We start from the raw sequence: 24,326 nt of genomic DNA, 5'->3' as shown, positions 1-24,326 counted from the left end.
TAACGCTGAAGTGTCTTTCAACTCTCGCTGAATGATCAATTATTCCTATGGATTAATATAGTTTTGCTGCCTCGCGTATCGCACCATGTCTTCGGTTTCCGTACTCCTCTGCGCCTAAAAAAGCGCTATCAATAAAGAGACATCATTGTAAATAATCGGCCAGTATCGCCGCTCAGCGCCATTCTGGCGCGCATTGTCCTTTCAACATTAGCCAGCGCTCCCGGAGTTTGCGTAAAGTTGACTTCGTCAGCACGGATGACTGACACATGTTCGATGAGTACCTGGTTTAGCAAAAAAGGAGGCGTCACGGATTATGATGCCAAGGATTTTTAGTTTCAGCATGGATGTGACTGGTCAGGTACTTCATCGAACCCTTTACAACGCTAAAGTGACAGAGAGCTTCTGGGACTTCGATAGCAGGAAAAAAAGGTGTTATGAGAAAAGGACTTTTCAGGCAACAGGCATTGGCCTTTCAAAATAGTCGGCTACAAGGCGACATATTGCTAATCCCAAAGCTCTCAATGCAGGTAATCGTTAGTTTATTATTAGCTTGGTTAGCGGTGGTGACCTGGTACCTGTTTTCAAGTCATTATAGTCGTCAGACCACGGTTACAGGATGGCTGGAGCCGCCTCAGGGCGTTATCCGGCTGTATGCTGATGCCAACAGCGGAAACGTTCAGCGTCTACTGGTGAAGGATGGTCAGCGGGTAGAGAAAGGCCAACCCTTGATGATTATTGATAGCGCCTCCCAAATGGCTAGTGGCGGCAGTCTTGAGAACACCTTGCTGGATGAATACCAGAAGCAAATAGCTTTGCTTTCGTCTCAAATAGCGCGTATCAAGACCATAAATAAGCGAAAATTCGCGCAACTTAAAAATACCATTGCTTCTCTTGAACAGGATTTAACGCAACTTAAAGACCTTAAACTATTAACGCAAGAGCGCTTAAATATTGCAAAAGAACAGCAGGAAGCCATCAGTAAACTAGCTTCTCATCAAAATGTGGCGCAACAGGAATCCCGCTCTGCCAGAGCCAGTTACCTGAGTATCTTGCAAGAGCTAAAACAACTGGAGCGTGAATATCTCAGTAACGCCCAAGCCTTGGAAGAAAAGCAGCTTTTATTGGTGCAGTTTCCAGCAGAATCGGCAAACACGCTGGCCGGTTTACAGAGCTCTCTAAGCGATATTAATCAGCGGGTTGCGCAAATTAGCAGCCAAAGCCGCCATGTCATTAAAGCAAGTATGTCCGGCATTGTTTCCAACTTACAAGTCAATGAAGGTCAGTACGTCGGTAACAACCTGCCATTGCTAACCTTGCTGCCATTCGATTTGAAAATTGAAGCGCGAATGCTGATCCCCGTCAGAGCTGCAGGCTTTGTGCAGCAGGGTCAACCCATCGATCTTCGTTATGACGCCTTTCCTTATCAAAAGTTTGGCCTACACAAAGGCAAAGTGACGGCTATGTCAAATACGGTCATTCTTCCCGGCGAGCTGACAAATTCTCCGGTGGCCGTAAACGAGCCTGTATATCTGGTGCGGGCTCAACTGGAAGACCAGCAAGTTACCGCCTTTGGCAATCAAGTGCCGTTGAAATCGGGAATGACCTTCTCAGCGGATATCACCCTTGCTGAACGTACGTTGGTAGAGTGGTTATTTGAACCCCTGCTAAGCCTCACGGGGAGACTATAATGACTGCAATCCCTCTTAATTTGCCCCCGCTGTCTCTGTCAATCATTCGCCGGCGCGCAGTGCCTATGGTATTTCAATCGGAAGCGGCAGAATGTGGCTTGGCCTGCCTGTGCATGATTGCTCGTTACTTCAAAGATGGTAGCGATATGACAGAGCTACGTCAGAAATATGGTGTCTCGCTGCGTGGCGCCACACTCAAAAGTATTATGGACATGGCTGCGGATATGGGCCTCAGTGCCCGCGCACTAAAACTGGAAACTGAGCACGTAAAGCAATTGACGCTTCCATGTATCCTTCATTGGGATTTACAGCATTTTGTAGTACTGACTAAAGTGTCTCAGCGGGGCGTAGTTATCCATGACCCCGCCTTAGGTGAGCGTGCGCTAAACTGGGACGATGTCGGCAATCATTTTACCGGAATCGCTCTTGAAATTACCCCAACGTCAGAATTCAAGCCAGCCAGACAAGCACCGACGTTAACACTACGGCATTTTTGGCAGCGGATTGTTGGACTCAAACGGCATTTACTGATCCTGTTTGCTCTTTCCGCTTTAATTCAGCTTTTTGCCATTGCCAGCCCTTACTATATGCAAACAGTCATTGATGATGTTTTGCTTCGCCAACAGCGAGACCTGCTGCTAGTGCTGGCACTCGGTTTTGGTATGCTGCTACTGATAGAGTCAGCCACGTCGGTACTACGTAGAATGGCAATTCTCGCCCTATCTTCTCGCTTACATCAGCAGATGTCAGCCAATGTTTTTCACCACCTGATTCGGCTGCCTGTCAGCTACTTCTCAAAGCGGCATATGGGCGACGTAGTTTCACGCTTCGGCTCCTTATCCCAAGTTCGGGAGCTGCTAACGGTAGGGGTTGTCACTGCTGTACTGGATGGCTTATTGGCCCTGGTGACCTTAGCAGTAATGATGGTGTATTCAGTGACATTAAGTGGCATTGTTGCAGTGGTAGTACTGATTTACCTCGCTGCGCGTATTGCCCTGATCAGCACAATGAAGCGGCTTAACGCGGAGCGCATTTCGATTGCTGCCAAAGAGCAAAGCCATTTTATGGAGTCGATAAGAGCCATTCAGACGGTAAAGCAATTTGGCCAGGAGATGAATCGCCAAAGTCAGTGGCAGAACAAGCTGGCCGATACTATCAACACGGACATTCGCTTGGGGAAATGGGATATCAGCGTTTCTTGCCTGAATCAGCTGTTATTTGGTTTTGAAAATATATTAATTATTTATTTTGCTGCCACTGAAGTGATGGATAACGCGATGACGGTAGGAATGCTCTACGCTTTTATCGCCTATAAAACCCGTTTTATTACTGCAATTGATGGCCTGATCAACAAAGCGATAGAGTTTAAAATGGTTGCTGTTCATTTTGAACGTCTGGCGGATATTGTCTTTACTAAGCAAGAGTCGTTTTTACAAACCGCGCCGTCACTGCCTCAGCTTAGCGACAACATTATTGACGCTCCAACCCGTCCCCTTGTAATAAAAGATTTATGCTATCGCTACAGCCCGGCAGACGCGCCTGTATTTGAAAACATAAACCTTACAATAGAAGCAGGTTCCACTGTCGCGATTGTGGGTCCAAGTGGAGCCGGCAAAACTACGCTTCTGAAATGTTTAATGGGATTGTTACCGCCAAGCCAAGGTGACGTGCTGTATGGCGGCGATTCAGTGTTCAGTGCAGGTGTATTTCGTCAACTGACATCATCGGTCCTGCAAGATGATAACTGCTTAAGCGGCAGTATCATGGACAACATTACCTGCTTTACCGACTCACCGGATTTTGAACGGATGGTACAAGCCGCCCTTAAAGCGTGCATCCATGAAGAAATAATGGCAATGCCCATGCAATATCAGACGCTAGTGGGCGATATGGGAAGCACATTAAGTGGCGGCCAGTTGCAAAGATTATTGCTAGCCAGGGCCTTGTATCGTCAACCGAAAATACTGTTTCTTGATGAGGCGAGCAGCCATCTCGACCTCAACAACGAAGCTGCGATTAATCAACATCTCAAGGCCTTGGCGATCACTCGCGTTGTCGTCGCTCACCGATCGGAAACCATCGCTATGGCAGATCGCATCTATTTGTTACGAAACGGTACGCTGTGTGAAGTGCCCCACTCCGCAGTATTGTCGTCCCCCTCACCCACAAGTAAAAATCCACCAGGAGAAAATTATGACTAGAGATACCTCAAAATCCAGTGTCGAGGAGCGCCTGGCGCTATTATCGAAAAGAGAGCTACAAGTTGCCCATAAAATTATGGAAGGTTTGCCGAACAAAACCATCGCGTCTCAGCTGTTCATTAGCGAACGGACGGTTAAATTCCATTGTGCAAACATCTATCGCAAACTCGACATCCGTAATCGCGCTTCGCTTATGGCATCCTTTTTCCGGCAACTATATCAGCCCGTTCAACATGGCTGATAAAACAACCTGTAGTTGCATCAGAAGAGTCCGGCATCTTCAGTTTAAAGGGAAGTATCTTTATGCGCTTTAATAAAACGGTTGAGTTTGAAGCCGAGCTGTTTGTTATCAGTGCACTGATGCCGATGCTGGCAGCCTCAGTATGCTGCTTCATTTATTATCTTATGACCCGCAATGTTCCGAATATGTGGGTAGTGGGAGTGACGTTCAACGTGTGCTGGATAATCAGCTTACGTGAATGCATGTTGTCCTGCTACTTGCAGGGACAATCCGATGCTGTTTCGCAATCTCCATACCTGAAGCCACACATCAGAAACGAGATCCCGTCTTCCGGACAGGCGACGGAGACACAAAAAACAGTACTATAACGTTATCTGCAATGGATGCAGATAAACCATAATTTTAACCTCAAGGAGCGAGACTATGAGTCATCCATTTTTTAGTGAAAACCATCTTACCGACGCCGATACTGCCGCTGTTGCGGGAGGAAATATCTCTAGACATAAACTGATTGATGCATCGTTGAATCCGGTAATTCGTCCCGTTGAACCACCTTATTACATAACTTTGGCTATTGGGGAAGATGGAGGCAAACTGCCCGATCTCGAAACTTTTTAAGTCTTTGTGGCTGACCAGCATCATAGAGAAAACAATGGTGCTGGTTCTCTTTTGTTTCCAGGACGATACATTTTGCCATGAATATTCTTTTACTCGGCCAGCATGATGACTACCAGATACTGCACGTTGCCGCAGCGCTTGAGGCTCAACGACATACTCCGATCATTCTGGATACACGGTTGTATCCATCAGCAATAGCTTTGAGTTGGGAACCTACAAACGCAAATGGCACGTTAGCAATAGCGGACAAAAACATAAGATTTAATGAAATAGCCGCAGCGTATTGGCATAAGTTTAATCCTGTATCAGCGAATACTCAGTTGACGAGTTCACAGCAAGCTATTGCGTCTCAGGATGCTGCGAGTGCGCTGAACACTCTATTTTATTGCCCGTCTATTCGCTGGGTAAATGGTGTCGGTGCCATACGTTACCATCAAAGCAAACCGCTGCAGCTTAATCATGTTTATCGCTTAGGTATACCCATTCCCGCTACTTACATCGGCAACTCACCACTACAATCGATGAGCTTCTTTAATGAACATGATGAAGTCATCATTAAACCTGTGCACGGCGGTGCCACCGCTCAGCTTGCTTCACGAAAGCACCAGTCCCACGCTTATTTAGTGAAGGCGCTGGCATTATCTCCAGTGACTTTACAGGCTTACGTGTCTGGCGCCGATATCCGCACTTATGTATTTGGCGATGTCACCTACAGCGTAGAAATCTACAGCCAATATACCGATTATCGCGACGACCCCAAGGTGACAGCAGTAATTCACGAAACGCCGCGCCATGTTTGTGCGCAGGCAGTGGCCGTATGTAAAGCGTTAGGAATGGTGTGGTGTGCAATCGACTGGCGACGAGATAGTAACGGGTGTTACTATTTCTTAGAGGCCAACCCCTGCCCTTATTTTGTTTATATTGAGCGTACCACCGGCTTCCCGCTTACAGAAAACCTGGTGAGGCTACTTACCGCAACCGAAGAAGCCTAGCGGAATAGACACTACAGTTGTTGCAACGATAACCAAGCTAAATAAAAACAAAAGCCGCGGTTAAGAGGTGACTCTGCAATTGAATAGTCCAACTATAGAATTACGTCCTATCGCGGCTTTTTTGTAACGTCTCAACCTACAAGAATCTACAGGATGAAACGGCTTAGGTCTTCGTTATCTACTAAAGATTCAAGATGTGAATTCACGTACTCAGCATCAATTGAAAAGGACTGACCGTGTTTTTCTGAAGCATCAAATGAGATATCTTCCATTAGCCGTTCCAGAACCGTGTGCAAACGTCGGGCACCAATGTTTTCCGTGCGCTCATTGACCCGCCACGCTGCTTCTGCAATGCGCTGGATGCCCGACTCGGTAAACTCCACCGTCACACCTTCAGTGGCCATTAACGCTCGATACTGTTCCGTCAAAGACGCATTGGGTTCAGTTAGTATACGGACGAAATCGCCTACTTCCAGCGCTGTCAGTTCAACACGAATGGGCAAACGACCCTGTAGTTCAGGAATTAGATCCGAGGGTTTACTCATTTGGAAAGCGCCGGAGGCAATAAACAATATATGATCGGTTTTTACCATACCATGTTTGGTGGACACCGTTGAGCCTTCCACCAGCGGCAGTAAATCCCGCTGTACGCCTTCCCGAGAAACGTCGCCTGAGGTATTGCCTTCGCGCTTACAGATTTTGTCAATCTCATCCACAAAAACAATGCCGTGCTGCTCCACGGCTTCAATAGCTTTTTCTTTTAAATCTTCCTGATTGACCAGACGCGCAGCCTCTTCTTCAATCAACAGCTTAAACGCCTCTTTGATCTTCAGCGTTTTCTTTTTTTTCTGCGAACCCGAAAGATTTTGAAACATGCTTTGCAACTGGTTAGTCATATCTTCCATACCAGGAGGCGCCATAATTTCTACGCCCATCTGCGGCAATGCAATATCGATTTCAATCTCTTTGTCGTCCAGTTCGCCCTGCCGTAACTTCTTACGAAAGTTTTGCCTGGTGCCGCGATCTTCCTGCTTATCTTTTTGTCCCCAGGCATTTTCCGGTGGAGGTAACAGCACATCCAGAATGCGATCTTCAGCCGCTTCTTCAGCACGATATTTTACCTTGGCCATTTCCTGTTCTTTGGTCATTTTAACTGCGATATCGGCCAGATCACGGATAATGGACTCGACTTCCTTGCCCACATACCCAACTTCTGTGAACTTGGTTGCTTCAACTTTAATGAACGGAGCATTCGCCAATTTTGCCAAGCGGCGGGCAATTTCAGTTTTTCCCACGCCAGTGGGGCCTATCATTAATATATTTTTCGGCGTCACTTCCTGACGCAATTCGTCAGGTAACTGCATACGCCGCCAGCGATTGCGAAGTGCAATAGAAACTGCGCGTTTGGCATCCTGCTGGCCGATAATATGACGGTCCAGCTCGTGAACTATTTCTCTAGGTGTCATTTCAGACATGCAAAACCCTTATCTACTCTTGTTGGCCGATAACCGGCATACCCATGCTGCCTGCTAATTAATAATCCAGCACTTCTATGGTTTGACTATGGTTGGTAAACACACAAATGTCACCGGCGATATTTAAACTTTTTTCAGCAATATCTTTTGCGCTGAGTTGTGAGTTCTCCAGCAAGGCGGTAGCCGCAGCCTGCGCAAAGGGACCGCCCGATCCAATAGCAATCAGATCGTTTTCGGGCTGCACTACATCGCCGTTGCCGGTAATAATAAATGAGGCTGTTTCGTCGGCCACTGCCAACAGCGCTTCCAAGCGGCGTAAGGCACGGTCGGTCCGCCAATCTTTAGCCAGTTCTACAGCCGCCCGCGTTAAATGCCCCTGATGTGCTTCCAGCTTAGCCTCAAAGCGCTCAAAGAGTGTGAAAGCATCGGCGGTACCACCTGCAAAACCGGCCAGAATTTTATTATGATAAAGGCGACGCACCTTACGGGCGTTCCCTTTCATGACTGTATTTCCCAGCGACACCTGACCGTCGCCAGCCATTACAACCTGATTGTCTCGTCTTACTGATACTATCGTTGTCACTTGTTTTCCCCGTCTTGGGTTATGCTCGGATAAATGAAACGCCAGAGCTAATCTCTAATTCGATGAAAACTAAGTGGGGCGCAGGCGGGGTTTTTCAAGGCTAATTTAATTTTTGCGGGTGACAGAAGGTTCTGGCAGGTGGATCACCAGAACCCTGAGTAGACAAGAAGTTTAGAGATTCCAGTACAGAATCATACAGGTAGTAATATTTATTTTACGTAAGGTGTGCTTAGCCGCCTCTGCGTCACGTTTACTCTGCAGTGGGCCAAGGATCACGCGAAACCAGTCGCCATTACTCCCTGAACTGGGTCGAATTTGTGCTTCCAGTCCTTGAAAAGCGATATTAGCTTTCATTTCTTCAGCCTGAGAGCGAGTACGAAACGATCCACACTGTAGCAAATAGAGCTTATCGGATTTCTCTCTCTCGGCGACTTCCACCTCTACTTCATAGCCGGGCAAAGTTTTTATATATTCCCACTCTTCTTCAGGCAACTCAGGAAGTTCTTCTTTGGGCGTGGGTGTGGGAAGCACCGAAACCGGGCCGTCGGCTTGCGGCTCAGCATTATCTTTGATCGACCATAAAAAAACACCAAAGCCGATAAGCAATGCAAACACAATGACAACTTTTACCCACGGCACAGAAGGTGGCCCGGCGTCTCTCTTGTTAGGGGGTTTCTTTTTTCTATTTTTATTGTTTTGTGGTGCTCGACCACGAGAAACATAATCACGTTGAGCCATAAATGGCACTCATTCCTACTTAATGAAAATTTATATGCAGTAGCCATTGTCTCATTTTGCCGCTCGTGCGACAGCGCGTAAACGTTAATGACTAAGCAAAGAGACAAGATTCACTGATAACCGCGGCTCCAGTGTAACCGTTATAAGCGTAAAATGCTGCCCGGATATTACGCAAAAACTCTATGCCACTGCAAACTATGTAAAATCTGTAGGATCGACATCCAGCGCCCAGCGTACTCGACTGGCTAACGGCTGAGCAGCTATTGCCGGAAGTGCCAGCCGAACCACATTGTGAAGCGGCTTTCGATGCGCGGCCTGGGCAACTAAAATGAACCGATATCGGCCTTGGCGTTTTTCCATCAAACTGGGCATGGGCCCCATTACTTGCAATTGCGCATCTTCCAGATACTGTCTTGCCTGCTGCAAAAATGTAAACGCCTGCTCGGCTTGAACTGCCTCTGCGCGCAACAAGATCTGAGACTGAAACGGTGGCAGCAGCGCCATTTTTCTTTCTAACAAAGCGTGCCTCGCAAAATGGTGATAGCCGTTTTGCACCAAGTCCTGTAACAGCGGGTGAGCCGGATTATGGCTTTGTAACCACATTTCACCTGGCTTAGTGGCTCGCCCCGCACGCCCGGCAAGCTGGGTGATCAACTGTGCCAGCTTTTCGGCCGCCCGAAAATCTGCGCTAAATAACGCACCATCGCAATCAAGTACCACTACCAGCGTAACGTGAGGAAAATGATGTCCTTTAGACAGGATTTGCGTGCCTATCAGTAACTGGTATTTTTGCTGATTAATATCCTGCAATATTTGCTGCAACTTATCTTTTCCCCGTACCGAATCGCTGTCGATTCGCACCTGCGACGCATTAGGAAACAACTGCGTTAAACCTTGCTCAAGTTGCTCAGTTCCCACCCCTTCGGTTACTAAATCCGGGCTGTGGCAATGAGAGCAGGATGAAGGTATTGGTCTGGTGGCACCACAGTGATGGCACTGTAAGCGGCGATGACCACGATGCACGGTAAAGGGTCGCTCACAACGATGACATTGTTCTACCTCGCCGCAATGATGGCACAGAATTGCAGGCGCAAATCCCCGCCGATTAATAAACACCAGCACCTGATTCCCCTGCTCAAGATGTTGGCGAATAATCTTTAACATTCCCTCAGCAATACCAAAACGCACGGGTTGATCTTTTATATCCAGAATATGCTGGCGAGTGACTTGCGCGCCACCGGCTCTACGCGTGAGCTGAAGGTGACCATACCGTTTTCCCAGCGCATTCTGTAATGTTTCCAGCGATGGCGTGGCGGTACCCATTACCAGCGGCATCTGCGATTCCTGCGCACGCATGACTGCAAGATCCCGCGCGTGATAACGCAGCCCATCCTGCTGCTTAAATGATTCGTCATGTTCTTCATCAACAATTAACATGCCGGGATATTTAAGTGGGGTAAAAATAGCTGAACGAGTGCCAATAATAATTCCCAGCTCGCCATCACGCGCTTGCTGCCACACTCTTAGTCTGGCGCTGTCATTGAGCTGCGAGTGCAAAACCCCTACTTCTATGCCAAAGCGTTGACGAAAGCGATCCACCGTTTGGGGCGTTAACCCAATCTCCGGCACCAGAATTAACACCTGTTTACCCGCCTGAAGTACTGGCTCAATGGCTTGTAGATAAACTTCGGTTTTTCCGCTACCTGTTACGCCTTCAAGCAGAAATGGCGCAAACTTTCCGGTTTGCTGATTAATCGCCGTGACAGCAATGGCCTGTTCGGGATCGGGCACCGGTCTTTCAGCTATCTTCAGCTTTCCCAACCATGATTTATCTTCGATACTGGCTGGCTTTTCAAAGGTTTCGATTAGGCCTTTTTCTTTGACTGCGTTAATTATTGAGGCGGAATACTGCTCCCGTAGCAATGACAGCTCTAACGGGCTTTCCTGCAACGCCATTATCAAGGCGTACTGCTTCTTCGCGCGTTTCAAGGTGTGCAATGTTTCGACATCTACGCTGTTGGCAACTTTGTAAAACTGCATGGGTTGCGGTTGCGCAGATTCCCCTTTGCGCAGTAGCACCGGCAGCATCGTATGAGCTACTTCACCAACCGGATGGTGGTAGTATTGTGACAGCCAGTGGCAGAGTGAGAGGAGCAATCCATCAAGCACAGGTTGCTCATCATAAATTTTTTTAATGGGCTTTATTTTTTCTGGTGAAGCCGGTCTGGGGGCGTCTTTTATTACTACCCCAATAAGCTCGCGATTGCCGAATGGCACCAACACCCGTAAACCTGGCACAAGTGTCCTATCTGAAAAGTAAGTGAAAGTTTGCCTCAGAGGTACTGGTACTGCGACCTCGATAAATGCCATATTGCCGCTCACTCCCCTTGAAAACCAGCACAGCCGGCACTATTTAGTTAACTATACCCAATCCTGTGCGGGGGGAATAGCGATTAGATTTTCATCAACTTAATTGCAAAATCCCTTGATCGGGAAGGCGCCATACATTAATATGCGCCGCTCTTTACGGCAAGGCTGTTTCAAGTCTTGTATTTAATATAAGTTGCGTATGGTGTTCAGCTTCGGGCTGGATTGCGATACGGCCTGATTCTGAGGTAACCCATGAAACAAGATATTCATCCTACATACGAAAAAATGACTGCAACTTGTTCTTGCGGTAACGTTATTGAAGTTCGTTCTACTTTAGGTAAAGATTTAAACTTGGACGTATGTTCAAACTGTCACCCGTTCTATACTGGTAAACAACGTAACGTTGATACCGGTGGTCGTGTAGACCGCTTTAAAAAGCGTTTCGGTGCTTTGGCCAAAAAATAAGCCTCAATCCGTTTCAAAGAAAAGCGCCTTATGGCGCTTTTTTTATCTCTGTTGTTTTTTCCAATCAGCGTTAGGCAATATCTTCCTCCTCGCGCCCCCGCACCAGACGAAATAATTATCCTACACTCCATGTATAGCAATATCGGCTGCAAGCTTGCCACCTGCTTACATCACTCAGCGAGAATTGAAAGGAAACATCCTCATCAGATATGTGCTATGAATAGTGCTGTGGTACAGTTGCTCGAAAAACAACGTGCTGGGCGTTCTATATATGGCGTAACGCGTGTTGGCTTATTCTAAACACGGAACCAAAGCCGCCCTCAAGCTGCTGAAAACTGTGACGGATTGGCGAAACCTCAAACCCTCATTAAAGGACACTGGAAATAATGTCAGATTTTAGACAACGCGCTCTCGATTATCATGCTTATCCTACCCCAGGCAAAATTCGGGTTGAGTTATCAAAGCCCGCAGATAGTGTTGATGATCTTGCTTTGGCTTATAGTCCGGGCGTGGCTGAGCCAGTTAAAGAAATTGCGGAAGATCCAGAAGCTGCATATCGCTATACCGCGAAAGGAAATATGGTCGCCGTTATCACCAACGGCACCGCGATTCTTGGGCTTGGCAATCTTGGTCCTCTCGCATCAAAACCGGTAATGGAAGGTAAAGCATTACTGTTCAAGCGCTTCGCAGGCCTTGATGCCATTGACATAGAAGTCAAACATCGCACCACTGAAGAATTTATCAACACGGTGGCAAATATCGCCGACACATTCGGCGGTATTAATCTAGAAGACATTAAAGCGCCCGAATGTTTTGAAATTGAGCAAGAGCTAATCAAACGCTGTAAAATTCCCGTTTTTCATGACGACCAACATGGCACCGCCATTGTGACTGCTGCTGGAATGTTGAATGCGCTGGAAATTCAAGGGAAGAATATTCAGGACGTAAAAATTGTGTGCATGGGCGCCGGCGCTGCAGCTGTAGCATGCATGGAGCTACTGATAAAATGCGGTGCCCAGCGGGAGCGAATTTATATGCTCGACCGTAAAGGGGTTATCCACACTCGCCGCGAGGGCCTGACTGAGCATAAGGCCCTGTTCGCGAACAATACCGATAAGCGTACGCTGGAAGATGTAATGGACGGCGCGGATATTTTTGTGGGCGTGTCAGGACCTGACGTATTACCGCCAGAAACGCTGGCGCTTATGGCCGCTAATCCAATTGTATTTGCGTGCTCCAATCCGGATCCGGAAATTAAGCCAGAATTAGCCCATGCAGTACGTTCTGATTTAATTATGGCTACGGGCCGTTCCGATTACCCCAATCAGGTAAACAACGTGCTGTGTTTTCCGTTTATATTCCGGGGCGCGCTGGATGTGCGAGCCTCAGCCATTAATGACGAAATGAAAGTAGCAGCAGTAGAAGCCATTCGTGCCATTACAAAAGAGCCTGTTCCAGAAGAAGTATTGAAAGCCAGCCGCTCCAAAACATTATCCTTCGGTAAAGAATACATTATTCCCAAGCCAATGGACCCAAGACTGTGTTCGCAAATTGCCACAGCCGTGGCAAACGCCGCAATTAGATCAGGTGTTGCCCGTGTCGAATCTTTAACCGAAAACTACATGAAATAACCGGACAATATAAACGGCGCATAGACGCCACCTTGAGCAAGGTGGCGCAAAATCTACCACTGTTATTGCATTAAGATCATCCGCAGCGCTTCCCGCAAAACATTACAATAATGTGAGCACAACCATGCCGTTTGTCTGCATGTAAAATTCGCTATTCTTCATCATCCACCGCAGGGTCAATACCCATTTCTTCCATCATTTGGCGGGCTACCGAAGGAATACGGTTCGGGTTGTCTTTGCGCAGATCATCATCATTCGGCAAAGGCTGGCCGGTGAAAGCATGTAGAAACGCTTCACACAGCAATTCGGAGTTGGTGGCATGCCGCAGATTATTAATTTGTCTGCGGGTGCGCTCATCAGTTAATTCCTTTAATACCTTAATGGGTATTGATACCGTGACCTTTTTCACTTGTTCACTTTTCTTCCCATGCTCTGCGTAGGGATGAATATATTTACCGTTCCATTCTGCCATTCGAGTTCTCAGACTACTATTTCTTATATTATGAGCTGAAATTCTAAACAATGTAGCGAAAAGGTCAATTCAGCAGTGTAAACAGCTTGACGTCTAGACATTTATTCCGTAGTTTAGACGTCTAAACGTCTATTAGAGTGCATGTATTATGGTTTCCTATGCTCAAGGGATTGATGCCCTGAACCAATCGCTATCTGAATTACGCGATATAGAAGTGTCGTTTGAGTTTTTTCCGCCTAATTCGGAGAAAATGGAGCAGACATTATGGAAATCGGTTGAACGCCTGGCTCCGCTGAAGCCCGCTTATATGTCGGTCACGTATGGCGCAAACAGCGGTGAAAGAGATCGCACTCATGACGTGGTAAAGCGTATACATCAGCAGACCGGTGTCACTGCGGCGCCACACCTTACTTGTGTCGACGCTACCCGTGATGAGCTTAAACAAATTGCGAAAGACTACTGGGACTCCGGCATTCGTCGCATCGTCGCCTTGCGAGGCGATTTACCACCAGGGCTCAGCAAAACCGAAATGTATGCGTCAGATCTTGTCACGTTGCTCAAAGATGTTGCCGATTTCGATATCTCTGTGGCCGCGTATCCAGAAAAGCATCCTGAAGCCCCCAATGCGCAATTTGATTTACTTAATTTAAAACGTAAAGCGGAAGCGGGTGCATCAGAAGCCATTACGCAGTTTTTTTTCGACACCAGCGTCTTTCTGCGATATCGCGACCGTGCTGCTGCTGCAGGCATCGACATTGATTTGGTGCCGGGTATCTTACCTGTAACTAATTATCAGACCCTAATCAAGTTTGCCGGTTTTACCAATGTTCATGTTCCGGGCTGGCTACATAAAATGTATGAAGGCCTGGATGAAGACGATCAGGCGACGCGCAATTTACTTGGTGCCAATATTGCTATGGAAATGGTGAAAGTAATGGCGAAAGAAGGCGTGAAGCATTTCCATTTTTACACCCTGAACCGCAGCGAGCTCAGTTACGCGATTTGCCATATGCTAGGTTTGCGGCGGCAAAAAAATTAAAAAGCAAAGGAAAAGCGTTTGCCCTAACCTCACCAGCCGTTACACTGTGCTGGGCAATTTCTGCAATGTTTCAGGAGCGAATGGTGAGTGATAATCGTCTGTCAATGATATGGCACAAAACCAAGCCGCACATAGGGAATTTTGGAAAAATATTCTATAAGCGGTGCATGCATGACAATATCACCATTTCCGCCGGGCACCTCGCCTATGTGACTTTATTGTCACTGGTACCTTTTGTAATGGTAACCTTTACCATTATGTCTGCATTTCCTGCATTTGCCTCAGTTCGCAGTAAGATGGAACAATTCATTTTTTCGAATTTTGTGCCCACTGCCAGTGATGTCGTCCATAAGTATCTTACAGACTTCGTAGGTAATGCTTCAGAAATGGGCGCTATCGGAATTTTGTCGTTGTTAGTGGTAGCGTTGTTACTAATATCGAACGTCGATAAAACCCTAAACCGTATTTGGCGCACTAAGACAGAACGCCCTATTGTTTATACCTTTGCCATCTATTGGATGGTTATTACGCTAGGCCCTATGTTAATTGGCTCAAGTGTAATAATAAGTTCTTATTTAGCAGGGTTTGCCTCATTTGCCGATGAGTACTCGCCCGGTTTTAGTACCTTCTTTTTAAAACTTGTGCCCAGTCTTGCCACTTTTCTCACGTTTGTGATCCTTTACATGCTGGTTCCTAATCGTCGGGTAAAGCCAAGTTTAGCCTTAACCGGTGCGGTATTGGCAACCGTCTGCTTTGAAATTACCAAGAAAGGATTTGCCATTTATGTCACGAGTTTTGCCGGTTATCAGGTAATTTATGGAGCCTTGGCTGTGGTTCCCATACTATTTCTATGGGTTTATATTTCGTGGATTGTAGTATTGCTAGGCGCGGAATTCACCTGCAGCCTGGCTGATGTGTACGGTGGAAAGAAAAGCGATACAACAGAGGAACCCGACGAGCTAGTACCAAAGTAGTACATCGTTAGGTACCCTATTTGAGGACCTTTTGCTCTTTGTGGTTTTCAGTGCTTGCACGCAAGCACTGCCCGAAAGGTTCTTCATAACTCTGTCTTGCTAATTGTTGCTCACAATATGCCTGACTGAATAAGTATCTTAGTATTCGCCGCGATTAGTTAGAACAACATTCGGGCAGCAAAGGTCAGTCCAATCTCGGTTAATTCTGCATTTCCTTAATAAACGCATCGGATTCAGCAATGGCAGAATTCATATCTTCAATCAAGCTTTGAACGTTACGCTCAATGGTAGTAAGTTCACCCTGCAAAGCGCCAATTGCGGTGGCATTTAAGTTGTGTTTTAGATAAAGAACATTATCCTGAAGCGCCGTTAATACAGGCTCCATTTTACTTTCAGCCTGGCGCATTGCCGCAATCATGGAACTGTAACGTCGCCGAGTATCGCGTAACTTTTCAGAACTCGAACGTTTTAACGATTCGCTTTCATATTTTTCCAGTTCATCTTCCCACTCGCTGAACAACGCGCCTGCTACGCCTTCTACTTTGTCTATGCGGGCAGTCACTTCTGACGCTGCGGCCTGGCTATCCTGAAACTCGCCGTTAAGCGTATTGTATACATCTTCAAGTTCGCCGCCGTCGAAGTTAACTAAAGAGCTAAACTCTTCTAAGGCATCGGCAAATTGTTCCTGCGCATCTTCCTGTGACTCTTTTGCGCTCTCCACTCTGTCTACCAGAATATCGCGCTTTTCTACACCCAGTTTTTCCCATGCTGAATAGTAGGCCGACTGACAGCCACTCAACATTAAAATAGTCACTGCCGATAATAGCGATGCTTTAATAATCGTTTTCATAATCTTACCTCAGACCCCCGATAGCGCGCAGCGCTGATAATTGACCAGATGTGGAAAATAAGACCCAGCGGGGCAAACAGAATCCACAACACAACAGTAGCCGCCAATGCATAACATGCACCTACCACAATAAAGAAAAATAATGCCCCTAAAATTCGCCCTTGCACTAAATGACCCAGTCCAGGGATGAAGAAATTACCTATTGCGGCGATGACATTACCACCAGATCCTTGACCTGCCATATAAACCTCCTCGAATATAGGGTTAGAATGTGTTTAAGTAGTAAAACTAAACTAAAAAATAGTCTTGAACAACGAGCTGCAACAAAATGAAACGACTTTATCCTGACATAGGAAGTTATGCGAGCGGATACCTGGAGACAGACGAGGAACATTCTCTCTATTATGAGGAGAGCGGGAACCCGGCGGGTCTGCCGATTCTCTACCTCCATGGGGGTCCCGGCGCCGGCTTGTCGCCTAACTACAGACGTTTCTTTGATGCTAACCATTATCGTATTGTTGCTTTCGAACAGCGCGGTTGCGGCCGCTCCCGACCATTCGGCAGCCTGAAGAACAACACCACAGCCGATACGTTGCGTGACATTCAACGTTTGCGCCAGCATCTGCAAATTGATTCCTGGGTGGTATTCGGTGGCTCTTGGGGCGCAACTTTAGCGCTGCTATCGGCAATGGATAAGCCTGAGGCAGTAAAAGGGATCATCTTGCGCGGGGTTTTTCTGGGCCGCGAGGAAGACAGAGACTGGTTTCTTTCACCCAAAGGAGGCGGAGCCACACTGTTTCCTGAACACTATGATATCTTCATTGACGGTATTCCCCCGCCCTTGTCTACCGACGTAATCTGTCAGTGGTATAGCCAACAATTTGATCAGCCTGATGAAGTTCGTCGTTTGTCCGCGCTTAAACGCTGGTACGTGTGGGAAGAGCGTCTTTCGCGTTTGGCTCTGCCTCCAGGAACAGGAGACATTACCGCGCATTATCCGGTGTCGCTGATGACCAGCCTCGCCAAACTAGAGTGTCATTATCTAACCCATCACTGCTTTGTTCCTGAAGATTACATTCTTAGTAATATTGATAAGATAAGCCATATTCCCGGCACTATCGTACATGGCAGGTATGATGTAATTTGCAAAACAGAAGCAGCATATTCCCTGCATAAACTTTGGGGGAATAGCGAGCTTCAGATTGTTCCAGATGCTGGACATAGCACGTCTGAACCTGGCATTGGGCTGGCCCTTTGCCGTGCAAGCAGAGACATGAATCGGTTTTTACAGGAGAAAAAAACATGATTGGACTGATTCAACGGGTATCACGAGCAGACGTCACTGTTGACGGACAACCCATTGCAGAAATTAATCAGGGAATATTATTGTTGCTGGGCGTCGAACGTGCAGATGGTCTGGAGCAAGTGGAAAAAATGGCTCAGAAAGTAAGCCAGTATCGCATTTTCAGTGACGAAAACGGTAAAATGAATCTGAATGTTCAGCAAGTTGGCGGCAAAGTTCTGGTGGTATCACAGTTCACGCTTGTCGCCGATACTCGCAAAGGTAACCGCCCGGGTTTTTCAAAAGGCGCAACACCGGAAATAGGCGAACAACGCTATTTACAGCTTATAGATTCCTTAAGAGGTAAAGGCGTTGCGGTAGAAACCGGAAGGTTTGGAGCTGACATGCAGGTGTCTTTGGTGAACGACGGCCCGGTTACTTTTTATTTTCAGGTGTAAAAGTGGCTCCTTAAGGCTTTATCTGCAAAGCTGAATAACACTTGTTACTCTTTGCGCCTTAGGTTTTAATGACTTCACAATTCATACAATAAAGAGCCTGTTTCACGTGTTCAGAATAGTGAAGCCTAAAACAGAAGAAGATTTCGACAGGTACTTTTCCTTTCGTTGGCAGTATCTTCGCCAACCGTGGAATTTCCCACCCGGATCAGAAAAAGACGAGTATGAACAAGTTGCTGAGCACCGCATGATTGTAAACGGTGCCGGTGAAATCGTTGCCACCGGTCGCGTGCATTTAAATACCGCAGAAGAGGCGCAAATCCGTCATATTGCCGTTCATGCTGATTTTCAGCGGCGGGGGCTGGGACAAATGATTCTGGGTGCTCTTGAAGGTGTGGCTCGTGATATGGGCGCGACGCGCGCAGTGACTAATAGCCGCGAGATCTCTATCGAGTTTTTCTCCGCCTGCGGATTTTCTATAGAACGAGAAGCGCCAAACGAACTCGGCATGCTTAAGCGCCAGCAAATGGTAAAAAAACTGACGGATTTAAGTACACTGGTGCTTCATCCTAAATGGTGTAAAGAACTTCAGGATACGTGGACAGACACCATTCCCATCACTGAGCATATGGGAATTAAGCTTTATCAATACACTGGCCGAACATTAGAAACCCGGGCTTCGCTTAACAAAAATATCAATATCCACGGCACTATGTTCGCCGGCAGCATATTTTCTCTCGCCACCCTCACTGGCTGGGGGATGATTTATCTGTTACTGAAAGAAAAGCAGTTGATGGGTAATATTGTACTTGGCGATGGTGATATTCATTACCATAAACCTATTACCATGAAACCCAGAGCCATTTGTAACATTGAAACCGTTAACGGCAAGTTTACGCTGCTGGAGAAAAGGAAAAAATGCAAGATTGTGTTGCAGGTAGACATCCTTGATGATGAAAATGCAGTTGCCGAGTTTCGTGGTGAGTTCTGGGTGCTCCCGCAAACCCCAAAGGAAGAAAAGTAATGGTATCTATAGGAACGCCGTTTACCGCCTCAGCAACGAAAGTTCTTCTATTAGGTAGTGGTGAACTGGGAAAGGAACTGGCTATAGAGTGCCTGCGATTAGGTTGCGAAGTCATCGCCTGCGATAGTTATGCAAACGCCCCTGCTATGCAGGTAGCTCAGCGCAGTCACGTTTTTTCCATGCTTGATGGCGAGGCTATTCGCCGCACTATTGAAGCTGAAAAGCCTGATTTCATTGTGCCAGAAGTTGAAGCGATAGCCACTGCCACCTTGGTTGAACTGGAAGAAGAAGGTTTCACTGTCGTGCCCAGCGCTAAGGCGGTACATCTAACCATGAATCGTGAAGGTATCCGCACCTTAGCAGCGCGAACATTAGGTTTACCTACTTCCGAATATCACTTTGCAGATAATTACCAAACATTTTGTGATGCAGCTAGCAGCCTGGGTTATCCCTGTTTTGTTAAGCCTATTATGAGTTCTTCGGGTAAAGGGCAAAGCAAAATCGATAGCCCGGAGCAGCTTGAAGCCGCCTGGAAATATGCGCAGGAAGGCGGCCGCGCCGGCGCGGGGAAAGTCATTGTTGAAGGTATGGTCGATTTCGATTTTGAGATCACGCTGCTCACGCTTCGCACCCGCCAGGGTACAGATTTTTGTGCACCTATCGGGCATGTGCAAAAAGACGGTGACTACCAGCAGTCGTGGCAGCCCCAACCGCTTTCAGATACCGCTCTCGCCGTAGCAAAACAAATAGCAGCAACGATTACTGAATCCTTAGGCGGATACGGCCTTTTCGGCGTTGAACTGTTTATTAAAGGTAATGACGTTATCTTTAGTGAGGTTTCTCCTCGCCCTCATGATACCGGTATGGTGACACTCATTTCGCAGAACCTTTCCGAGTTCGCGTTACACGCTCGAGCCATACTTGGATTGCCTGTTCCCACCATTACCTGCGATAGCCCCAGCGCATCAGCAGTACTGCTGGTAGAGGGTACTGGTACCCATATTAACTACAGCGATTTAGACAGCGCGCTGTTGCAGCCTTATACGGATCTGCGGTTGTTTGGTAAGCCCAAAGTGAACGGTAAACGGCGCATGGGCGTGGCTCTGGCAAAAGCAATGACGTTGGAAGATGCAGTAAAAAAAGCCAAAGCCGTAATCGCGGCAGTGAAAGTGTCGGTGGAAGAATAACAACCGATGCTTACACGCTTTATATGATTATCCAGAAAAATGCTGACAAGCTATTTGGAGATTTAAAAACACGAGCCACAAAAAAGCGCCTTTCGGCGCTTTTTATAAACTCTGGTAGTAGAAACCCTTAACGGCCTATACCATTGCGGCCTGCAGTTTCTTCATCGCGTTCTTTTCAATCTGACGAACACGTTCTGCTGACACTTGGTATTTGTCAGCTAAATCTTGCAACGTAATCTTATTATCGGCTAACCAGCGGGTTTCAATAATGTCCTGACTACGCTCGTCCAGCGTTTTAATTGCTGAGTGCAGACGCTTAGTAGCATTGGAATCCCAATCGTTGTTGATGACATCCATCTCAACATCAGTACTTTTATCTTCTAAGAACTGTACTGGCGCAAAGCTACCGCTTTCGTCATCGTCAGCACTTAAATCAAAGGCCTGATCCTGACTACTCATACGGGCTTCCATTTGCAGCACTTCTTTCGTACTTACACCCAGCTCGTTTGCCACTGTTTGCACTTCTTCATGGGTGAACCAGCCTAAACGCTTTTTCGCCTTACGAAGATTAAAGAACAACTTACGTTGTGCTTTCGTAGTCGCGACTTTCACTATCCGCCAGTTCTTCAGCACGAATTCGTGAATCTCAGCTTTAATCCAATGAACCGCAAAAGAAACCAAGCGAACGCCCACGGTAGGATCAAAGCGTTTAACGGCTTTCATCAAGCCGATATTGCCTTCCTGAATTAGATCTGCCTGCGGAAGACCATAGCCAGAATACGACTTAGCAATATGGACTACAAAGCGTAAGTGAGACATAACCAGCTTTCTGGCGGACTCCAGATCCTCTTCCTCACGTAGCTTTGTCGCCAATGCGCGCTCTTCCTCAGCCGTTAGCATGTCAATAGTGCTCACCGCCTGGATGTAACCTTCAATGTTGCCGCTGTGGGGCACAGATAGGGCCATAGATTGCATTTTATTGGTCATATTCACCTCAGTTATTCAAGCGCTACATGATATCAAATCTGCCAACGCCTTTCGAGTCCTTTACTGTCACTGGAAAGTGACCAGGTCAGGATATGGTATCAAACTCACAACTATCAAGACTGCAATACTAACAAAAAGTTCCATTTTTTGGATCTTCGACCTAGGATTAAACCTAAGCAATCCAAGTCTAAACCCTCTTCTGTAGATACGCAGGTTATTGGTCGCAGAATAAGGGAATTTAGCGCAATATTCTAGCGCAATCATGCTGAAAATGCGCTTATGCTCTTAAAAACGCCATAAGAGGCGTCGGTACTCAGTGCAAACTAGAGTTGGAATTTCTCTCACATCGTTGTCGATCTTTCCATGGACGGCACTTGAAACCTGACGAGGTTAATTGATATGTTTGCCTACGTAGCACGACAGCCGATTTTTAACGTTGCCAGAGAAACTTATGCCTATGAAATTCTGTTCAGAAATAGTGAACAGAACTGCTTTCCTGACATCTCCCCCGATGAAGCGACATCTCGCATTCTAACGGCTACCCATTTAAGCTTCGGCCTGGAGGAAATCACGGGCGATAAACTGGCGTATATTAACTTTCATCGCGATACATTAATTAATCATTTTCCTACGTCTCTCGATCCTACCAAGGTAGTTATTGAAATTGTAGAAACCGTAGAAGTCGATGATGCATTGGTAAATGCGTGTAAACACATTTGCAGTTTAGGCTATTCCCTGGCCCTTGATGATTATAACGCAGATAAAAAATGGCAGGCGTTAATGCCTTTCATCAGTATCATTAAATTTGACGTCAGAGAAATGAAGCAAGAGCGCATCAGCGAGCTGGTGCCCGAATTAAAAAGAAGTAATATACGGCTGGTTGCGGAAAAAGTAGAAACCTACGAAGAATTCAAAAGATTTCGCGATATGGGGTTTGACTACTTTCAAGGCTATTTTCTCGCCCGCCCTGAAATTTTCCGGCACCGCCAGCTACAAGCATCGAAACTTGCTATGTTGGAACTGCTGACGGCCAGTGCCGAAATGGAACTGGATTTTGATAAAGTCGAAGGTATTATTGAGCGCGATACTTCCCTCACTTATTTACTGTTACGTTTCATAAACAACCCGCTTTTTAATAAGCGCAACCGTATTACGTCTCTGCGACACGCCCTCAATTATATGGGTGAAGTGGAAGTGAAAAAATTTATCGCATTGCTGGCGCTGTCCAATCTTAGTGAAGGTCAACCTGACGAACTCTTACAGATGTCTCAGGTGCGGGCAAAATATTGCGAGCTAATTTCACTTGCACTCAGAGAACATGACAACCCGCCTACGGGCTTCCTCACAGGATTGCTGTCACTGCTTGATGCAATGATGGAGCAACCAATGGAAGATCTGCTGGAAAAAATTCCTGTGGACGAAAAAGTGAAAGCCGCCTTGTGCGGAGAGCAGAATCTGCTGAAAGATTGTTTGCAACTCGTTACCTTTTTTGAAGCCGCTCACTGGGTTGGCATTAAGTCTTTTGCGCTGAAATACAACCTTAAGCAAAAGCTACTACATCGGTATTATATCGAATCGTTGAAGTGGGCTTGTGCCATGCATGCAAGTGCGCGTAGTAAAAGCTAACTTACCGGGAAACTTATTGAGGCTACGGTTTGTGGTGGATTATAAATTAACCGTAAGGTAAAGTGGGTTTACAAAATTGTGTTTTTGCTGATAAACCTTATACATTGTTCTGGCACGGTAAAAACGCACATAACAATGTCGTCTAGTTTGAGGGATTAACCCGGTCGTATGTTTGCGTTTATAGCTCGCCAACCTATTCTTGATCGCGAAAAGGAAGTTTTCGCCTATGAGCTGCTTTTCAGAGATGGTAAAGGTGGCACTTATCCGGACCCGGAGCAGGAGAAAACACGCGCTATCAATCAGCGTTTTCATCCCCTTGGATTAGACGATATTTCCGGCGACAAAACCGCCTTCATTAACTTTAGTACCGAGACGCTGATTTCGCGCTTCCCTACTACGTTAAATCCAGATACTGTGGTTGTTGAGCTGGCGGAGAACCCTGCAGGCCAAATTGGGCTGCTACAAGCCTGTGAACATATTAAGCAGCTTGGCTTTAGACTGGCCATTGATGATCCTATGATGCTTAGCGGCCAGCATGAAATTTTCCCGCTCATTGATATTATCAAAGTGGATGTCTCCAAAGGACGCTTTGAGCAAATAGAAAAACAGATTCCGCGCTTTTTGGATTCCAATATCCAACTTGTTGCAGAGCAGGTTGACACTCCGGAAGACTTTAATATTTGCCGCGGCTTAGGTTTTGACTTCTTTCAAGGGTATTTTTTTGCCCAACCTGAGGCTGGGATCCATCGTCATTTACCTGCATCGAAAATGAATCTGGTAGATTTGATGGGAGAAAGCTCCTATTCAAATTTTGATCTCCCCAGAATCAACCAAATTATTGAACGAGATGCTGCATTAAGCTACTTATTGCTGAAATTTATCAATAATCCTCTGGTAAACAAACGCTACAAAATTACCTCTTTAAAACACGCCCTGACTTACATGGGGGAAGTGGAAATCAAAAAATTTATCGCCGTATTGTCTCTTGCCAACTTAGGAGATGATAAACCGCTGGAGCTGATCCACATGTCTCTGGTGCGGGCTAAATTTTTTGATTTGCTGTCTCAGGAGCGCCGGCTAAATACCGACCCTCCTATAGGATTTTTGGTTGGGTTATTCTCGTTGCTTGACGCGTTGCTCGATCAGGACATGCCAAATATTTTGAAGCAGTTACCCTTAGTAGATAGTGTAAACGACGCGCTGCTAGGTAAATCGGCAGAATTCAATCACTACCTGACATTAGCCAGAGCATTTGAAGGTGCGCTGTGGCTAAATGTGATTAAACAGTCGCGAGAACTCGCTATTGATCAGAAACAATTACATAGTTTGTATAATCAGGCGATTATGTGGGGCAACGGCGTGCGCAACGTCATTTCCACATACTTTCCTAAACCAGTGTTAGGATAACCTTCGGGTCCGAATTAACTC

25 protein-coding genes are annotated in these 24,326 nt (G+C 46.5%); 16 read left to right on the top strand and 9 right to left on the bottom strand.

The annotated features are described in order from the left end of the window. Positions 1-128 precede the first annotated feature (128 nt). Positions 129-308 (bottom strand): hypothetical protein, encoded by a 180-nt coding sequence (locus CA267_RS12105; RefSeq protein WP_139316200.1) that lies wholly within the window; start codon positions 306-308, stop codon positions 129-131. Positions 309-434: 126 nt separating this feature from the next. Between CA267_RS12105 and CA267_RS12100 the strand changes: the two genes are divergently transcribed. From CA267_RS12100 to CA267_RS12075, 6 genes are all read left to right on the top strand, one after another. Then, entirely contained in the window at positions 435-1,688 is a 1,254-nt protein-coding gene (locus CA267_RS12100) for an HlyD family secretion protein (protein WP_075607216.1), read from the top strand. Further along, on the top strand, positions 1,688-3,889 hold the full coding sequence (locus CA267_RS12095) for a peptidase domain-containing ABC transporter (RefSeq protein WP_075607215.1): 2,202 nt from the start codon (positions 1,688-1,690) through the stop codon (positions 3,887-3,889). Before CA267_RS12100 ends, CA267_RS12095 begins: the two co-directional genes overlap by 1 nt. Further along, positions 3,882-4,130, top strand: a complete 249-nt coding sequence (locus CA267_RS12090) for a helix-turn-helix domain-containing protein (RefSeq protein WP_075607214.1) — start codon at positions 3,882-3,884, stop codon at positions 4,128-4,130. The genes CA267_RS12095 and CA267_RS12090 overlap by 8 nt, the downstream gene beginning before the upstream one ends. Positions 4,131-4,192: 62 nt before the next feature. Continuing rightward, complete coding sequence (locus CA267_RS12085; RefSeq protein WP_075607213.1) at positions 4,193-4,498, top strand: hypothetical protein; 306 nt, start codon at positions 4,193-4,195, stop codon at positions 4,496-4,498. Between the two features lie 55 nt (positions 4,499-4,553). Then, positions 4,554-4,748: a hypothetical protein gene (locus CA267_RS12080; RefSeq protein ID WP_075607212.1), complete on the top strand. Its 195-nt coding sequence runs from the start codon at positions 4,554-4,556 to the stop codon at positions 4,746-4,748. 77 nt (positions 4,749-4,825) lie between these two features. Next, complete coding sequence (locus CA267_RS12075) at positions 4,826-5,740, top strand: ATP-grasp domain-containing protein (RefSeq protein ID WP_075607211.1); 915 nt, start codon at positions 4,826-4,828, stop codon at positions 5,738-5,740. 146 nt (positions 5,741-5,886) lie between these two features. On the opposite strand, the gene hslU is transcribed toward CA267_RS12075, so the two are convergent. The 4 genes from hslU to priA form a co-directional block, all read right to left on the bottom strand. Then, entirely contained in the window at positions 5,887-7,215 is a 1,329-nt protein-coding gene (hslU, locus tag CA267_RS12070) for an HslU--HslV peptidase ATPase subunit (protein WP_075607210.1), read from the bottom strand. A gap of 58 nt (positions 7,216-7,273) precedes the next feature. Beyond that, complete coding sequence (hslV, locus tag CA267_RS12065; protein WP_075607209.1) at positions 7,274-7,798, bottom strand: ATP-dependent protease subunit HslV; 525 nt, start codon at positions 7,796-7,798, stop codon at positions 7,274-7,276. Positions 7,799-7,969: 171 nt separating this feature from the next. Then, complete coding sequence (locus tag CA267_RS12060) at positions 7,970-8,536, bottom strand: SPOR domain-containing protein (RefSeq protein ID WP_075607208.1); 567 nt, start codon at positions 8,534-8,536, stop codon at positions 7,970-7,972. Positions 8,537-8,731: 195 nt separating this feature from the next. Beyond that, the gene (gene priA / locus CA267_RS12055; protein ID WP_075607207.1) at positions 8,732-10,906 is read right to left on the bottom strand and encodes a primosomal protein N'; all 2,175 of its coding nucleotides are present in this window, start codon (positions 10,904-10,906) and stop codon (positions 8,732-8,734) included. 252 nt (positions 10,907-11,158) lie between these two features. Here priA and rpmE point away from each other — a divergent pair, with 252 nt between their 5' ends. After that, positions 11,159-11,371: a 50S ribosomal protein L31 gene (gene rpmE, locus CA267_RS12050; RefSeq protein WP_075607206.1), complete on the top strand. Its 213-nt coding sequence runs from the start codon at positions 11,159-11,161 to the stop codon at positions 11,369-11,371. Positions 11,372-11,757: 386 nt separating this feature from the next. Further along, entirely contained in the window at positions 11,758-13,002 is a 1,245-nt protein-coding gene (locus CA267_RS12045) for a malic enzyme-like NAD(P)-binding protein (RefSeq protein WP_075607205.1), read from the top strand. A gap of 151 nt (positions 13,003-13,153) precedes the next feature. Here CA267_RS12045 and metJ read toward each other — a convergent pair whose 3' ends face one another. Further along, positions 13,154-13,474, bottom strand: coding sequence for a met regulon transcriptional regulator MetJ (gene metJ, locus CA267_RS12040; RefSeq protein ID WP_075607204.1), 321 nt, complete (start codon positions 13,472-13,474; stop codon positions 13,154-13,156). 148 nt (positions 13,475-13,622) lie between these two features. Between metJ and metF the strand changes: the two genes are divergently transcribed. Further along, a complete protein-coding gene (metF, locus tag CA267_RS12035; RefSeq protein WP_075607203.1) occupies positions 13,623-14,513 on the top strand; it encodes a methylenetetrahydrofolate reductase in 891 nt (296 codons plus the stop codon). 104 nt (positions 14,514-14,617) lie between these two features. Further along, positions 14,618-15,487 (top strand): virulence factor BrkB family protein, encoded by an 870-nt coding sequence (locus tag CA267_RS12030; protein WP_097349107.1) that lies wholly within the window; start codon positions 14,618-14,620, stop codon positions 15,485-15,487. Between the two features lie 199 nt (positions 15,488-15,686). On the opposite strand, the gene CA267_RS12025 is transcribed toward CA267_RS12030, so the two are convergent. After that, the gene (locus CA267_RS12025) at positions 15,687-16,337 is read right to left on the bottom strand and encodes a DUF2959 domain-containing protein (RefSeq protein WP_075607201.1); all 651 of its coding nucleotides are present in this window, start codon (positions 16,335-16,337) and stop codon (positions 15,687-15,689) included. Next, positions 16,334-16,579: a hypothetical protein gene (locus CA267_RS12020; protein ID WP_075607200.1), complete on the bottom strand. Its 246-nt coding sequence runs from the start codon at positions 16,577-16,579 to the stop codon at positions 16,334-16,336. The genes CA267_RS12025 and CA267_RS12020 overlap by 4 nt, the downstream gene beginning before the upstream one ends. Before the next feature lie 86 nt (positions 16,580-16,665). Between CA267_RS12020 and pip the strand changes: the two genes are divergently transcribed. The 4 genes from pip to purT all read left to right on the top strand — a co-directional run bounded on the left by pip (position 16,666) and on the right by purT (position 20,285). After that, a complete protein-coding gene (gene pip, locus CA267_RS12015; protein ID WP_075607199.1) occupies positions 16,666-17,643 on the top strand; it encodes a prolyl aminopeptidase in 978 nt (325 codons plus the stop codon). After that, positions 17,640-18,077, top strand: a complete 438-nt coding sequence (dtd, locus tag CA267_RS12010) for a D-aminoacyl-tRNA deacylase (RefSeq protein ID WP_075607198.1) — start codon at positions 17,640-17,642, stop codon at positions 18,075-18,077. The genes pip and dtd overlap by 4 nt, the downstream gene beginning before the upstream one ends. 106 nt (positions 18,078-18,183) lie before the next feature. After that, positions 18,184-19,098, top strand: coding sequence for a bifunctional GNAT family N-acetyltransferase/hotdog fold thioesterase (locus CA267_RS12005; protein WP_075607197.1), 915 nt, complete (start codon positions 18,184-18,186; stop codon positions 19,096-19,098). Continuing rightward, entirely contained in the window at positions 19,098-20,285 is a 1,188-nt protein-coding gene (purT, locus tag CA267_RS12000) for a formate-dependent phosphoribosylglycinamide formyltransferase (RefSeq protein ID WP_075607196.1), read from the top strand. Before CA267_RS12005 ends, purT begins: the two co-directional genes overlap by 1 nt. Positions 20,286-20,420: 135 nt before the next feature. On the opposite strand, the gene rpoH is transcribed toward purT, so the two are convergent. After that, positions 20,421-21,272, bottom strand: coding sequence for an RNA polymerase sigma factor RpoH (gene rpoH / locus CA267_RS11995; RefSeq protein WP_075607195.1), 852 nt, complete (start codon positions 21,270-21,272; stop codon positions 20,421-20,423). 399 nt (positions 21,273-21,671) lie between these two features. On the opposite strand from rpoH, the gene CA267_RS11990 reads away from it, so the two are divergent. Then, positions 21,672-22,898, top strand: a complete 1,227-nt coding sequence (locus CA267_RS11990) for an EAL and HDOD domain-containing protein (protein ID WP_075607194.1) — start codon at positions 21,672-21,674, stop codon at positions 22,896-22,898. Positions 22,899-23,066: 168 nt separating this feature from the next. Next, positions 23,067-24,305 (top strand): EAL and HDOD domain-containing protein, encoded by a 1,239-nt coding sequence (locus CA267_RS11985; protein WP_075607193.1) that lies wholly within the window; start codon positions 23,067-23,069, stop codon positions 24,303-24,305. Positions 24,306-24,326 lie beyond the last annotated feature (21 nt).

The sequence above is a fragment of the Alteromonas pelagimontana genome, assembly GCF_002499975.2.
GTDB lineage: Bacteria > Pseudomonadota > Gammaproteobacteria > Enterobacterales > Alteromonadaceae > Alteromonas > Alteromonas pelagimontana.
This window is presented reverse-complemented; position numbering and strand designations above follow the sequence as displayed.